The organism is Mesorhizobium sp. L103C105A0 (assembly GCF_000502215.1).
GTDB lineage: Bacteria > Pseudomonadota > Alphaproteobacteria > Rhizobiales > Rhizobiaceae > Mesorhizobium.
Genome location: NZ_AYXF01000011.1, coordinates 69,972 through 82,542, shown reverse-complemented (window position 1 = coordinate 82,542; position 12,571 = coordinate 69,972). Strand labels below are relative to the sequence as shown.

The window sequence follows — 12,571 nt, the reverse complement described above, 5'->3', positions numbered from 1 at the left end:
CTCCCCTTTTGCTGGCCGTCAGTATGGATTCTTCGGCGTCCGGTCGTCCGACAAGGTCGCGCGCGACCGTTCGACCAGCGTCTGGATCGCATCGGCAAGGTGCACTTCGGCGATGTTGTAGTGGCCGCGCGCAACGCGCAGCTTGTGCGCCTGCATCAAGACGTCGGCATGGGTGAAGCCGGCCGGCGGCTCGAAGCGGTAGGACGCCAGCTCGATCAGAAGGCCGAGCGGATCCTCGAAATAGATCGAATCCATGAAGCCGCGATCCTTGACGCCGCTGTGCTTGATGGCGCGCTCGTCGAGCCGGGCGACCGCCTGCAGGAAGGTCACGCGCGACACCGAGAACGCAATATGATGGACGCAGCCCGGTTCGGTGGGCGTGCGCCGCTTGACCGGCGTGCGGCTCTCGTCGGTGAAGACGGTGATCAACCTGCCGTCGCCGGGATCGAAATAGAGATGGCTTTCGCTTGGCTTGTCGAGATTGGGTTGCTCGAAAATGAACGGCATGCCGAGCACGCCCTCCCAGAAATCGATCGAGGTCTGGCGGCCGGCGCCGACGAGGGTGATGTGATGGACGCCCTGCGACTGCAGTTTCTGCATCGGTCTCCTCCTCGCCGACCCTCGCCTATGTTCCCCGGCGTCTTGCGCGCCGCAACGAGCCCTTTGGCAAGGCTTCGTACATGATGCTAGTGCAATTGGCAGCGCCGCGCCAGAAGCTCGCGGAGACTGCCGGCGCTGGATGGTGAAAGAGGCTTAAGGTTGCATGACCTGAGGCTACGCGACCGCTCTGAGCTCGGCTTCCGCCAGCGTGCCCAGGCCCGCGCATTCGGCGCATGCCATGGTCTGCCCGGGACAGCCGGCCCGATGCGTGCCTTGCGGGCAGCAATGCCCTTTCGACTCGCGCCATTTCAAGCAATCGAAAACCTGCCCGCTGCCGTGACAGCACGGGCATATCATTTTTGCCGAACTCATACCTGCTATGCCCAACCAAATCCGCGTTGCCGCAGATGCTATCCCCGCACCGCAAGTAACAGAGATCGCTACGCTTTCAAGCGTCGCGGTCTGACTTAAATTGGGTGTATCTGTGACGCGGATTTGCCGGGTTTTCGCTTATGCCGCCGGCCCTCGCGGTCACACGCGATCCGCGCGGCTGCTGCCCGAAATTGTCGATGATGCGGAAGGAAAGCGGTTGCTTGGTACGCCCAAGGGGAATCGAACCCCTGTTCCCGCCGTGAGAGGGCGGTGTCCTGACCGCTAGACGATGGGCGCGTTCAAGAACCGGCGATATAGGCTGACGCTTGGGAAAAAGCAACTGGGCTTCGAGCGCTTCCGCCGAACCATTGATTTGCGTTGTTCATGCCTGCCGTTTGGGCTCGATCAGATCCCACAGATTGCCGTAGAGATCGGCGAACACCGCCACCGTGCCGTAGGGCTCGAAGCGCGGCGCTTCGCGAAAGTCGACGCCCTTCGCAAGCATCGCTTTGTGGTCGCGGGCAAAGTCATCGGTTTCGAGGAACAGGAAGACGCGGCCGCCGGTCTGGTTGCCGATGCTCTTCTCTTGCGCCGCGCCGTCAGCTTCGGCCAGAAGCAGCCTTGCGCCCTGACCGTTCGCCGGCGCCACCGTCACCCAGCGCTTGCCGCCGCCGAGATCGACATCTTCGGCAAGCAGAAAGCCGAGCCGTTCGACATACCAGGCAATCGCCTCATCATAGTTGGCGACGACCAGCGCGACGGTCGCGACCCGGCGATGTTCGGCGAAGCCGCTCACAATTGCCGCCCGCTCATTTGTTGCGGATGGCGAAGCGGCCGATGATACGGCGCTCGGCGATGTCGTAGACGAAGATGGTGCGGCTGCCGTCGCTGAGCTCGGCGTCGATCGAAATGCGATTGCCCGACAGAGCCTGGCTGATCACCTTGGCTCCGACCGGGAGCACTATGTCAGCCGCGAGCGGCTCGCCGGGCGGAACTGGAATGTCGTTGGCGAGCGGCGGGTTCGCGGGCGGCGCCTTGCGGGATTTGTAGACAATGGCCGCGATCACCACCATAAGGGCCAGCAAAAGCAGGCCGAGATTGATGGCCATGAAACGGATGAGCCTGCCGCGCACCTTTTCGATCTCGGGATCGAGCGGCTTTTCTTCTTCATCGGCAACGGGCCGGGCCATGGCAGAACTTCCGGAACTTTTTTCGATGAGCGCTCATAGCGAAGAGACCCCTGAATTGATAGAGGCTGGACAATTCATAGAGGCGGCGCCAACCGTGCTCGAAGCCGGCGCGGAAGCGGCCGGCCAGCGCCTCGACCAGTGGCTGGCGAGCGCCCTTGGTCCCGACATGTCGCGCAGCCGGGTGCAGATGCTGATCCGGCAAGGTGCCGTTTCGATCGACGGCAAGCCGGTCGACGAGACCAAGCGCAAGATGAGTGCCGGCGAGCGCGTATCGGTCGTCATGCCCGAGCCGGAACCGGCCGAACCGCAAGGCGAGGCCATCGTGCTCGACGTGCTTTATGAGGACGACGAGCTGATCGTCATCAACAAGCCGGCCGGCCTCGTCGTCCATCCCGGCGCCGGCAACTGGACCGGCACGTTGGTCAATGCCCTGATCCACCACTGCGGCGACAGTCTTTCAGGCATTGGCGGCGTCAGGCGGCCGGGCATCGTCCATCGGCTGGACAAGGAAACCAGCGGCGTCATGGTGGTGGCCAAGACCGACCGCGCCCACAAGGCGCTGTCGGAGGCCTTTGCCGACCACGGCCGCACCGGCGACCTCGAACGTGCTTATCTGGCGCTGGTCTGGGGAATCCCGTCGCGGCCGACCGGAACGGTCGACGCGCCGCTTGGCCGTGCCGCCGACCGCGTGCGCCGCGCCGTCGTGTCGGAAGGCCGTGACGACGCCCGCCACGCCGTGACCCATTTCACCGTCAAGGAGCGTTTCGGCGAAAACCAGCAGCCGTTCGCCGCCGCCAGCCTGGTCGAATGCCGGCTGGAAACCGGCCGCACCCACCAGATCCGCGTCCACATGGCTCATATCGGCCACCCCGTCATCGGCGACCCGGATTACGGCCAGGCCTTCCGCACCAAGGCCAACCGGCTGCCCGAGCCGCTGAAAACCCAGGTCAAGGCATTTTCCAGGCAAGCTTTGCATGCCTGGCTCCTTGCATTTCGGCACCCGGCTACCCATTTATCGATGAGGTTCGAGGCGCCGATACCGGGGGACATGGAGGAACTCGTCGGCGGCTTCCGCAAGCTCTGAACCAGCCAGCTAAAACCTGAGCGGCATTGTTCACTTCAGCGTGACACACTGTTTCGTGTTGAACAAATGCCTGTCTTTTCTGGTTTTGTTCCTATATAAATCAGTTGCCGCGGGCGAGCCTTTTGGTGCTCGCGTCACATGCCCGCCGCGTTTCGGGGGCATCACTCCAATAGAGAGGGGGCGCAATCATGGCCCAGTCACTACCCAGTATTGTTTCCGGCGAAGGCGGCCTCAGCCGCTACCTGGAAGAAATCCGCCGCTTTCCCATGCTTCAGCCGCAGGAAGAGTACATGCTCGCCAAGCGCTACGCCGAGCATGAAGACACTTCCGCTGCGCACAAGCTCGTCACCAGCCATCTTCGGCTCGTCGCCAAGATCGCCATGGGCTATCGCGGCTACGGCCTGCCGATCGGCGAAGTGATCTCGGAAGGCAATGTCGGCCTGATGCAGGCCGTCAAGAAATTCGAACCCGAGCGTGGCTTCCGCCTCGCGACCTACGCCATGTGGTGGATCAAGGCCTCGATCCAGGAGTACATCCTGCGCTCGTGGAGCCTGGTCAAGATGGGCACGACCGCCAATCAGAAGCGCCTGTTCTTCAACCTGCGCAAGGTGAAGGGCAAGATCCAGGCGCTGGACGATGGCGACCTCAAGCCCGACCAGATCACCGAGATCGCCACCCGGCTGAACGTGTCGGAAGCTGAAGTCGTGTCGATGAACCGCCGCCTGTCCGGCGACGCGTCGCTGAACGCGCCGATCCGCGCCAGCGAAGGTGAATCCGGCGAATGGCAGGACTGGCTGGTCGATGACCACGAAAGCCAGGAAGACATGCTGATCGAGCAGGACGAGCTGGAAAACCGCCGCGGCATGCTGTCGGGCGCTCTGGCCGTGCTCAATGATCGTGAGCGGCGCATCTTCGAGGCCCGCCGCCTCGCCGAGGAGCCGCTGACGCTGGAAGAATTGTCGTCCGAGTTCGACATCAGCCGCGAGCGCGTGCGCCAGATCGAGGTGCGCGCCTTCGAAAAGGTGCAGGACGCGGTCAAGGCCGCCGCCAAGCGCCAGATGCAGGCCCTGCGCACGATCGAGGCGCAGCCCGCGGCGTAAAGCTGGGTTCGGCTAAGGAACAGAAGGCGGCGTCGGGAAACCGGCGCCGCCTTTTTTTATGTCTTACGCTTACGCTGGCGATTGGCGAAAGCATTCTTGACATCCAATCTCCCCCCTTGCGGGGGAGATCGGCAGCTTCGCCAACTGCCCTCTCAAAGCCCATCAAGCGGAAACTTCAGATACCGCCTCCCATTGGCCTCCGGTTCCGGCAGCCGTCCACCATTCATGTTGACCTGCAGCGCATGCAGGATCAGCCGCGGCATCGGCAGTGTCTTGTCGCGCGCTTCGCGCAAGTCGACGAACTCGGCTTCGCTGCGCGCCGCAACGAGGTGGATATTCTTTGCCCTCTGCTCGGCGACCGTGCTCTCCCAGCACGGCTCGCGGCCGCCGGCCTGATAGTCGTGGCCGACAAACACCCGCGCTTCGTCCGGCAGCGCCAGAATGCCCTGGATCGAATGCCACAGCCGCGCGGCACTGCCGCCGGGAAAGTCCGTCCTTGCCGAGCCGCTGTCGGGCATGAACAGCGTGTCGTGGACGAAGGCTGCGTCGCCAATGACATAGGTGATCGAGGCGAGCGTGTGGCCGGGCGAGAACAGCACCTTGACCGGCAGGTTGCCGATCATGAACGTTTCGCCTTCCCCAAACAGCCGGTCCCACTGCGAGCCGTCTGCGGGGAAATCCGGCCAGTTGTAGATCGCCTTCCACAGCGCCTGGACTTCGATGATCCTGTCGCCGATCGCCGTCGGCGCGCCGGTCTTTTCCCGGAGATAGTGCGCCGCCGAGAAATGATCGGCATGCGGATGGGTGTCCAGGATCCACTCGAGCTCCAGCCCGTTTTCGCGGATAAAATCCAGCAAGGCGTCGGCATTCTTCGTCGCCGTCGCGCCGGATTTTTCGTCGAAATCGAGGATCGGGTCGATGACGGCGCAGCGTCTCGTCACCGGGTCGGTGACGACATACTGGATGGCGCCGGTCGGCTTGTCGTAGAAGCCGGCGACCTCAGGTTTGGCCGAAGCGATGTCCAATGTCCGGCCCCCCTGCCCCTTGCCCGACAGGAACCGTTTTCTCCGTCGGGTTGAACAAGAGCATGGTCATCTGGCAAAGCGCGCCGGTCAAGCACGCCTTGCCACAAATAGGACTGAAGCCCCAAATAGCTCCGACGGAGAAAACCTAGGCTGACGGCTGCTTGGTCTTCCTGAGATAGGGCAGGATCGTCTCGAAAGCGCCAAAACGCTTGACCGCATCTTCGTTCGAAACCGCGGCGGTGATGATCACATCCTCGCCCTGCTTCCAGTTGGCCGGCGTCGCCACCTGGTGCTTGGCCGTCAGCTGCATGGAATCGACCGCGCGCAGGATCTCGTCGAAGTTGCGGCCCGTCGTCATTGGGTAAGTCAGCACCAGCTTGATCTTCTTGTCCGGCCCGATGACATAGACCGAGCGCACCGTGGCGTTGTCGGCCGGCGTGCGGCCTTCCGACGTCTCGCCGGCGCCCGCCGGCAGCATGTCATAAAGCTTGGCCACCTTGAGGTCCTTGTCGCCAATCAGCGGGTAGTTCACCGTCTGGCCGGTCGCCGTCTTGATGTCGGCCTGCCACTTGTCGTGGCTCGCAACGGGATCGACGGAAATGCCGATGACCTTGACGTTGCGCTTCTTGAACTCGCCTTCGAGCCCCGCCATCGTGCCCAGCTCGGTGGTGCAGACCGGGGTGAAATTCTTCGGATGGCTGAACAGGATCGCCCAGCCGTCGCCGATCCAGTCATGAAACTTGATCGGCCCTTGCGTGGTCTCGGCGGTGAAGTCAGGCGCGATGTCGTTGATACGAAGGCTCATGGCATTATTTCCCCAGCAACAGATTTCGTCAGGAGCGGCCGTGGACGGCGTCAACGCTCCGGCATTCCCGCATCTTAGCGCAAAAATCGCGGCTGCAGGACAATAGAAAACTATTATTGGCGACGGAACGAGCACTTTCGTTCTACGGACCGACGTTGGGCCGACAATCTTTCGTTTGTGCGGGAAAGGCTCAGGCCTTGTTGACCGCCAGCGACGTGGCCAGGTCTTCCATGCGCTGGGCGAGCGCGCCGAGCGCGCTGGTCAGCACAGTGTCGTTCTTGTCGGCCTTGGTCAGCGCTTCGTCGCGCGTCTTGCGCAGCGTCTGCACTTCGGTCTCCATGCCCTTGACCCGCTTCTGCAGCTCCGAAAGCTCGTCCATCACCATGATGCCGGCCATCACCGTCAGCCGCTGGTCGCCGATCTCGCCGAACGAATCCTTCAGATGCGAGACATAACGGTCGAACCGCTCGGCGAGGTCGATCAGGTGCTCTTCCTGACCCTCGTCGCAAGCCATGCGATACTGCTTGCCGTCGATGGAAACCGTGACCTGTGCCATGGCCTGCAGCTCCTACCTGTCCAGCACCGCGCGGATGGTTTCCATGGCGGTCACCAAGCGGCGCGACACTTCCTTGTTGGCATCTTCCAGCCGTTCGGCGCGGGCTTCGGAATTGTCGAGTTCCTGCGCCAGCCGTGAACGGTCGGCGTTCATGCGCTGCACCTCAGCCTCGGCTTCGGAATAGTCGCGCTCGTGCTCGAGCTTGGCCGCGACGGCGTTTTCCAGCCCCTCGATGGCCTTGCCCAGCCTGTGGATGACTTCCTTGAGTGTGGTTTCGCCGGTCATGGCCTTCGTCCTGTGCCCTGCCCATCACCGAATCGCTTCGCGTTCAGAACGCGTTAACAAGGAAACATTAGGCACCGGGTGAAGGCAACGTCAACAAAGCTCTCGCGACTGTCCCCCGCTAACGCTAATGTAGGTCGCCCCATAAGGTCTCAAAGCCATCACAAGACCGGCAAATGTGCAGCCGATTTGTTGACTAAAAGCCCGTGGCTGCTATGTGTCGCGCACTCTTTCCTGGGCTCTGCCAAGCCCACAAATCCCCACCCCGGAGGTACCATGACGTCGCGTGAACAACATGACCGGATGGCCAATGCGATCCGTTTTCTCTCCATGGACGCCGTCGAGAAGTCCCAGTCCGGCCATCCCGGCCTGCCCATGGGCTGCGCCGACATCGCCACAGTGCTGTTCACCCGCTTTCTGAAATATGATCCGAAGAACCCCCATTGGCCGGACCGAGACCGCTTCATCCTGTCGGCCGGCCACGGTTCTATGCTGCTCTACTCGCTGCTGCATCTGACCGGTTACGAGGACATGACCCTCGACCAGATCAAGCATTTCCGCCAGCTGGGTTCCAAGACTGCCGGCCATCCCGAATACGGCCATGCCACCGGCATCGAGACGACGACCGGCCCGCTCGGCCAGGGTCTCGCCAATTCGGTCGGCTTCGCGCTCGGCGAGCGCATCATGAACGCCGCCTTCGGCAACGACCTCGTCGACCACTACACCTATGTGCTGGCCGGCGACGGCTGCCTGATGGAAGGTGTTTCCCAGGAAGCCATCGCGCTGGCCGGCCACCTCAAGCTCAACAAGCTGATCGTCTTCTGGGACAACAACAACATCTCGATCGACGGTCCGGTTTCGCTTGCAGACAACACCGACCAGGTCGCCCGCTTCCAGGCCTCGGGCTGGAATGCCAGCCACATTGACGGCACCGACCCCGAGGCGATCGCCTACGCCATCGAAGCCGCCCGCCATTCCGACAAGCCGACGATGATCGCCTGCAAGACGACCATCGGCTTCGGCGCCCCGACCAAGGCCGGCACCAACAAGGCGCACGGTTCGCCGCTCGGCGCCGACGAGATCGCAGGCGCGCGGAAATTCTTCAACTGGGACTCGCCGCCCTTCGAAATTCCGGCCGACATTCTCGACGCCTGGCGCACCGCCGGCAAGGCCGGCGCCAAGCCGCGCACCGACTGGGAAGGCCGGCTCGCCAAGGCCAAGCCCGAGCTGAAGGCCGAGTTCGAGCGCCGCCTCGCCGGCAAGCTGCCGTCGAATTTCGATGCCGTCATTGCCGACTACAGGAAGAAGCTGTCGGCCGACAAGCCGAAGGTCGCCACCCGCAAATCGTCGGAAATGGCGCTGGAAGTCATCAACGGCGCGGTGCCGGAAACCATCGGCGGCTCTGCCGACCTGACGGGCTCCAACAACACCAAGACCAGCCAGACCAAGAACATCACGCCGGACGATTACGGCCAGCGCTATGTCCACTACGGCATCCGCGAGCATGGCATGGCGGCCGCCCTCAACGGCCTGACGCTGCATGGCGGCCTCATCGCCTACGGTGGCACCTTCATGTGCTTCTCTGACTATGCCCGTCCGTCGATGCGGCTGGCGTCGCTGATGGGCATCCGCTCGATCTTCGTCATGACCCATGACTCGATCGGTTTGGGCGAAGACGGCCCGACCCACCAGCCGGTCGAGCACCTGGCGGCGCTCCGCGCCATCCCCAACCACAATGTCTTCCGTCCGGCCGACGCGGTGGAAACCGCCGAATGCTGGCAGATTGCCATTGAATCGGAAAAGACCCCGTCCACCCTGGCGCTGACCCGCCAGAACCTGCCGACGGTGCGCACCGAGCACTCGGCCAGGAACCTCTCGAGCCAGGGCGCCTATGAACTGGCCGCGGCGAGCGGCGAAGCGGCGGTGACGATCTTCGCGACCGGCTCCGAGGTCGAGATCGCGCTCGGCGCCCGTGATTTGCTTGAAAAGCATGGGCACCCGACCCGCGTCGTCTCGGTGCCTTGCTTCGAACTGTTCGACCAGCAGAGCGACGCCTACCGCAAGGAGACGATCGGCAACGCGCCGATCAAGATGGCGATCGAGGCCGGCATCCGCCAGGGCTGGGATCACCTGATCGGCTCCGACGGCATCTTCATCGGCATGACCGGCTTCGGCGCTTCCGGCACCATCGAGCAGCTCTACCCGCATTTCGGCATCACCGCCGAAGCCGCGGCCAAGGCGGCGGAAGCCCGCCTGCACGGCAAGTAAGATCAGGGTCAGTCCCGCGCACCTCCAAGGCGGATTCGCGGGGCTGGACCAACCTAATCGATTTAAATTCGGCCTTCTGCGGCTGGATTCTTGTGCCATCCGCCGCTATGAAGCTGCGGACCCATCTGCCGCCTCCAGCTCCCAGGGAGAGTAAAATGACCGTCAGAGTTGCCATCAACGGATTTGGCCGCATCGGCCGCAACATCCTGCGCGCCATCCATGAATCCGGCCGCAAGGACATCGACGTCGTCGCCGTCAACGACCTCGGCCCGGTCGAGACCAACGCGCATCTGCTGCGCTATGACAGCGTGCACGGCCGCTTCCCGCACGAAGTGTCGGTCTCGGGCGACCAGATCACCGTCGGCAAGGAGACCTTCAAGGTCACCGCGATCAAGGACCCGGCGCAGCTGCCGTGGAAGGAGCTCGGCATCGACATCGCGCTCGAATGCACCGGCATCTTCACCGCCCGCGACAAGGCTGCCGCGCATTTGACCGCCGGCGCCAAGCGCGTCGTCGTCTCCGCGCCTGCCGAAGGTGCTGACCTCACCGTCGTCTACGGCATCAACCACGACAAGCTGACCAAGGACCACATCGTCATTTCGAATGCGTCCTGCACCACCAACTGCCTGGCGCCGCTCGCCGCAGTGCTGCACGAGACCGTCGGCATCGAAAAGGGCATGATGACGACGATCCACTCCTACACCGGCGACCAGCCGACGCTGGACACCATGCACAAGGATCTCTACCGCGGCCGCGCGGCTGCCCTGTCGCAGATCCCGACCTCGACCGGTGCGGCCAAGGCGATCGGCCTGGTGCTGCCCGACCTCAAGGGCAAGCTCGACGGCATCTCGATCCGCGTGCCGACCCCCAACGTCTCGGTCGTCGACTTCAAGTTCATCGCCAAGCGCGCCACCACCGTGCAGGAGATAAACGAAGCGGTGATCGCCGCCTCCAACGGCAAGCTGAAGGGCATTCTCGGCGTCACCCATCATCCGAATGTGTCGATCGACTTCAACCACGATCCGCGCTCGTCGATCCTGGCGCTCGACCAGACCAAGGTCATGGACGGCAACTTCGTTTCGGTGCTGTCCTGGTACGACAATGAGTGGGGCTTCTCCAACCGCATGGCCGACACCTCGGTCGCCTTTGGCAAGACCATCGCCTGACCTGAAGGCATCGTCTCGCAGCTTCGAACGCCCGGCTGTGCCCGGGCGTTTTTCGTCAGCGCGCCGGGCAAGGCGCGCCGAGCCGCCAAACGCCGGAAAATCAGCGGCATAAGGCAAAAAGCCATCCTTGCGCCTTGCACCGGCCATGCCTTCGCCCCACTCTCCCGTGAATCGGTAGAAAGAGGAATTCGAGGGGCAAATCACGGATGGAGCATGCGATCTATCTCGTCACGCTGGTCGGCACAGCGCTAGTCGTCGCCGCAGCGTTCTCGAGCCTGATCGCCTTCCGCTTCGGCGCCCCTTTGCTGCTGCTCTTCCTCTGCATCGGCCTCGCCAGCGGCGTCGATGGTCTCGGCATCGAATTCGACAATGCGCGCGTGGCATATTTTGCCGGCTCGCTGGCGCTGGCGGTCATCCTGTTCGATTCCGGTTTCGGCACGCCGCTCAACGCGCTGCGCCAGGCGACCGGACCGGCGGTGTCGCTGGCGACCTTCGGCGTAATCCTGACCACTGGCCTGTTCGGCGCCGCCTCCTATTACCTGCTCGACCTCAGCTGGCTGGAATCCTTCCTGCTCGGCGCCGCGGTCGCCTCGACCGATGCGGCGGCCGTCTTCTTCCTGCTACGCGCCGGCGAGATCAATCTGCGCGAACGCGTGCGCGCGACACTGGAAGTCGAATCCGGCACCAACGACCCGATCGCCATCTTCCTGACCATCACGCTGGTCGAGATCATCGCCGCCCACGCCAATCCCGAGACCCATGTGCTGGTCACCGACCTGATCCTCGGCTTCCTGCTCAATATGGGGCTCGGCGCCGTCGTCGGCGTGCTTGGCGGGCTCGGCATCGTGCGCCTCGTCGACCGGCTCAACCTTGACCATGGCTTGCTGCCGATCTTCGTGCTGACCCTGTCGCTGATGGTGTTCGCCGCCGCCGGCGCCATTGGCGGCTCGGGCTTCCTGGCGGTCTATCTCGCCGGGCTGATTGCCGGCAACTCCGACATCCGCGCCGTCACCATCCTGAAGCGCTTCCAGGACGGCATGTCGTGGCTGGCACAGATCATCATGTTCCTGATCCTCGGCCTGTTCGCGACACCCTCGCAGTTTCCGGCGATCATGGTGCCGGCGGTGCTGCTCGGCCTGTTCCTGATGTTTGTCGCGCGCCCTGTCGCCGTCTGGCTCTGCCTGATCCCGTTCCGCCTGCCGCGTCCCGAGATCGCCTTCGTCTCCTGGGTCGGCCTGCGCGGCGCCGTGTCCATCCTGCTTGCCATCACCCCGCTGCTCGGCGGACTGGAGAACGGCCGCACCATCTTCAACGTCGCCTTCATCATCGTGCTGGTATCGCTGGTGGTGCAGGGCTGGTCGGTCGGTCCGCTGGCGCGCCGGCTCGGCCTGATCGTGCCGGCGAGGCTTGGGCCGCTCGACAAGGTCGAACTCGAACTGCCGGGCTCCGCCCACCACGAACTGCTCGCCTACCGCGTCGCGCCCGGCAGCCCGGTGGCGCGCGGCGAGCGTATCCCGCGCTGGGCACGGCCCTCGTTGGTGCTGCGCGACGGCCGCTCGATGCGTTTCCAGGACATGGGCCGGCTCGCGGCCGGCGACCAGGTTTACATCTTCGTGCCCGACCGCTATCCGCGCCTGCTTGACAAGCTGTTTGCCAGCCGCGCCGTAGTCGACCCCGAGGATGCCGACTTCTTCGGCGCCTTCGCCGTCGATCCCGCCCGCTCGGCCGCAGAGCTCGAGGCCGCATACACTCCGGGATTGAGCGAAGCCGAGCAGAAGCTCACCGTCGGCGCGCTGGTGACGGCGCGGCTCGGCGGCCATGCCGAATATGCCGACCGGGTGCTGATCGGCCCGATCGAATTGATCGTCCGCGACGTCGACGACAAGGGCAAGATCACCGGTCTCGGCCTCTCCTTCGAGCCGACCGCGCCGGTGGCGCGGGTTCCGGTGTTCCTGAGCGCCGGCGAGATCGGCGATCGTGTCTCCGCCTTCATCCGCAACTGGCGCAAGCCGACCGAGACGCAGACTGCAGAGGCGACAGCCAATGAGAAGGCCCTTGAGCCGACGGCGGAAAAGATAACGACAGAAGGCTGACAAGCGATCGGTTCACGCTGACGTCCCGCA

Annotated in this window: 12 protein-coding genes and 1 tRNA gene; 5 read left to right on the top strand and 8 right to left on the bottom strand. The window is 63.7% G+C overall.

Annotated elements, in window-relative coordinates:
• Positions 1–18: 18 nt before the first annotated feature.
• The 4 genes from X727_RS140515 to X727_RS140530 all read right to left on the bottom strand — a co-directional run bounded on the left by X727_RS140515 (position 19) and on the right by X727_RS140530 (position 2,162).
• The gene (locus X727_RS140515; RefSeq protein ID WP_023834991.1) at positions 19–600 is read right to left on the bottom strand and encodes a VOC family protein; all 582 of its coding nucleotides are present in this window, start codon (positions 598–600) and stop codon (positions 19–21) included.
• A gap of 594 nt (positions 601–1,194) precedes the next feature.
• Positions 1,195–1,269 (bottom strand) — tRNA-Glu (locus X727_RS140520).
• Positions 1,270–1,354: 85 nt separating this feature from the next.
• A complete protein-coding gene (locus X727_RS140525) occupies positions 1,355–1,768 on the bottom strand; it encodes a VOC family protein (protein ID WP_023690094.1) in 414 nt (137 codons plus the stop codon).
• Positions 1,769–1,781: 13 nt separating this feature from the next.
• Complete coding sequence (locus X727_RS140530; RefSeq protein WP_023690093.1) at positions 1,782–2,162, bottom strand: hypothetical protein; 381 nt, start codon at positions 2,160–2,162, stop codon at positions 1,782–1,784.
• A gap of 25 nt (positions 2,163–2,187) precedes the next feature.
• On the opposite strand from X727_RS140530, the gene X727_RS140535 reads away from it, so the two are divergent.
• Both X727_RS140535 and rpoH read left to right on the top strand, forming a co-directional pair.
• Complete coding sequence (locus tag X727_RS140535; protein ID WP_023706286.1) at positions 2,188–3,246, top strand: RluA family pseudouridine synthase; 1,059 nt, start codon at positions 2,188–2,190, stop codon at positions 3,244–3,246.
• Between the two features lie 188 nt (positions 3,247–3,434).
• Positions 3,435–4,346, top strand: a complete 912-nt coding sequence (rpoH, locus tag X727_RS140540; RefSeq protein WP_023670124.1) for an RNA polymerase sigma factor RpoH — start codon at positions 3,435–3,437, stop codon at positions 4,344–4,346.
• 152 nt (positions 4,347–4,498) lie between these two features.
• On the opposite strand, the gene X727_RS140545 is transcribed toward rpoH, so the two are convergent.
• The 4 genes from X727_RS140545 to X727_RS140560 all read right to left on the bottom strand — a co-directional run bounded on the left by X727_RS140545 (position 4,499) and on the right by X727_RS140560 (position 7,017).
• Positions 4,499–5,371, bottom strand: coding sequence for an MBL fold metallo-hydrolase (locus tag X727_RS140545; RefSeq protein WP_023834990.1), 873 nt, complete (start codon positions 5,369–5,371; stop codon positions 4,499–4,501).
• A gap of 145 nt (positions 5,372–5,516) precedes the next feature.
• Positions 5,517–6,176, bottom strand: a complete 660-nt coding sequence (locus X727_RS140550) for a peroxiredoxin (RefSeq protein ID WP_023670126.1) — start codon at positions 6,174–6,176, stop codon at positions 5,517–5,519.
• 190 nt (positions 6,177–6,366) lie between these two features.
• Positions 6,367–6,732 (bottom strand): cell division protein ZapA, encoded by a 366-nt coding sequence (locus X727_RS140555; RefSeq protein ID WP_023670127.1) that lies wholly within the window; start codon positions 6,730–6,732, stop codon positions 6,367–6,369.
• Positions 6,733–6,744: 12 nt separating this feature from the next.
• A complete protein-coding gene (locus X727_RS140560) occupies positions 6,745–7,017 on the bottom strand; it encodes a DUF4164 domain-containing protein (RefSeq protein WP_023670128.1) in 273 nt (90 codons plus the stop codon).
• A 273-nt stretch (positions 7,018–7,290) separates the two neighbouring features.
• Between X727_RS140560 and tkt the strand changes: the two genes are divergently transcribed.
• The 3 genes from tkt (at position 7,291) to X727_RS140575 (ending at position 12,541) form a co-directional block, all read left to right on the top strand.
• Positions 7,291–9,282 carry a transketolase gene (tkt, locus tag X727_RS140565; RefSeq protein WP_023834989.1) on the top strand — a complete coding sequence of 664 codons (1,992 nt, stop codon included), beginning with the start codon at positions 7,291–7,293 and terminating at the stop codon, positions 9,280–9,282.
• A 155-nt stretch (positions 9,283–9,437) separates the two neighbouring features.
• Positions 9,438–10,448, top strand: coding sequence for a type I glyceraldehyde-3-phosphate dehydrogenase (gene gap, locus X727_RS140570; RefSeq protein WP_023683984.1), 1,011 nt, complete (start codon positions 9,438–9,440; stop codon positions 10,446–10,448).
• Between the two features lie 206 nt (positions 10,449–10,654).
• On the top strand, positions 10,655–12,541 hold the full coding sequence (locus X727_RS140575) for a potassium/proton antiporter (protein WP_023745779.1): 1,887 nt from the start codon (positions 10,655–10,657) through the stop codon (positions 12,539–12,541).
• Positions 12,542–12,571: the final 30 nt, after the last annotated feature.

What these genes read in the sequence shown, in the direction of transcription:
- X727_RS140550 (WP_023670126.1), bottom strand. Translation starts at nt 6,176, where the DNA reads ATGAGCCTTCGTATCAACGACATCGCGCCTGACTTCACCGCCGAGACC.
- X727_RS140575 (WP_023745779.1), top strand. Translation starts at nt 10,655, where the DNA reads ATGGAGCATGCGATCTATCTCGTCACGCTGGTCGGCACAGCGCTAGTC.
- rpoH (WP_023670124.1), top strand. Translation starts at nt 3,435, where the DNA reads ATGGCCCAGTCACTACCCAGTATTGTTTCCGGCGAAGGCGGCCTCAGC.
- gap (WP_023683984.1), top strand. Translation starts at nt 9,438, where the DNA reads ATGACCGTCAGAGTTGCCATCAACGGATTTGGCCGCATCGGCCGCAAC.
- X727_RS140535 (WP_023706286.1), top strand. Translation starts at nt 2,188, where the DNA reads ATGAGCGCTCATAGCGAAGAGACCCCTGAATTGATAGAGGCTGGACAA.
- X727_RS140560 (WP_023670128.1), bottom strand. Translation starts at nt 7,017, where the DNA reads ATGACCGGCGAAACCACACTCAAGGAAGTCATCCACAGGCTGGGCAAG.
- X727_RS140530 (WP_023690093.1), bottom strand. Translation starts at nt 2,162, where the DNA reads ATGGCCCGGCCCGTTGCCGATGAAGAAGAAAAGCCGCTCGATCCCGAG.
- X727_RS140555 (WP_023670127.1), bottom strand. Translation starts at nt 6,732, where the DNA reads ATGGCACAGGTCACGGTTTCCATCGACGGCAAGCAGTATCGCATGGCT.
- tkt (WP_023834989.1), top strand. Translation starts at nt 7,291, where the DNA reads ATGACGTCGCGTGAACAACATGACCGGATGGCCAATGCGATCCGTTTT.
- X727_RS140515 (WP_023834991.1), bottom strand. Translation starts at nt 600, where the DNA reads ATGCAGAAACTGCAGTCGCAGGGCGTCCATCACATCACCCTCGTCGGC.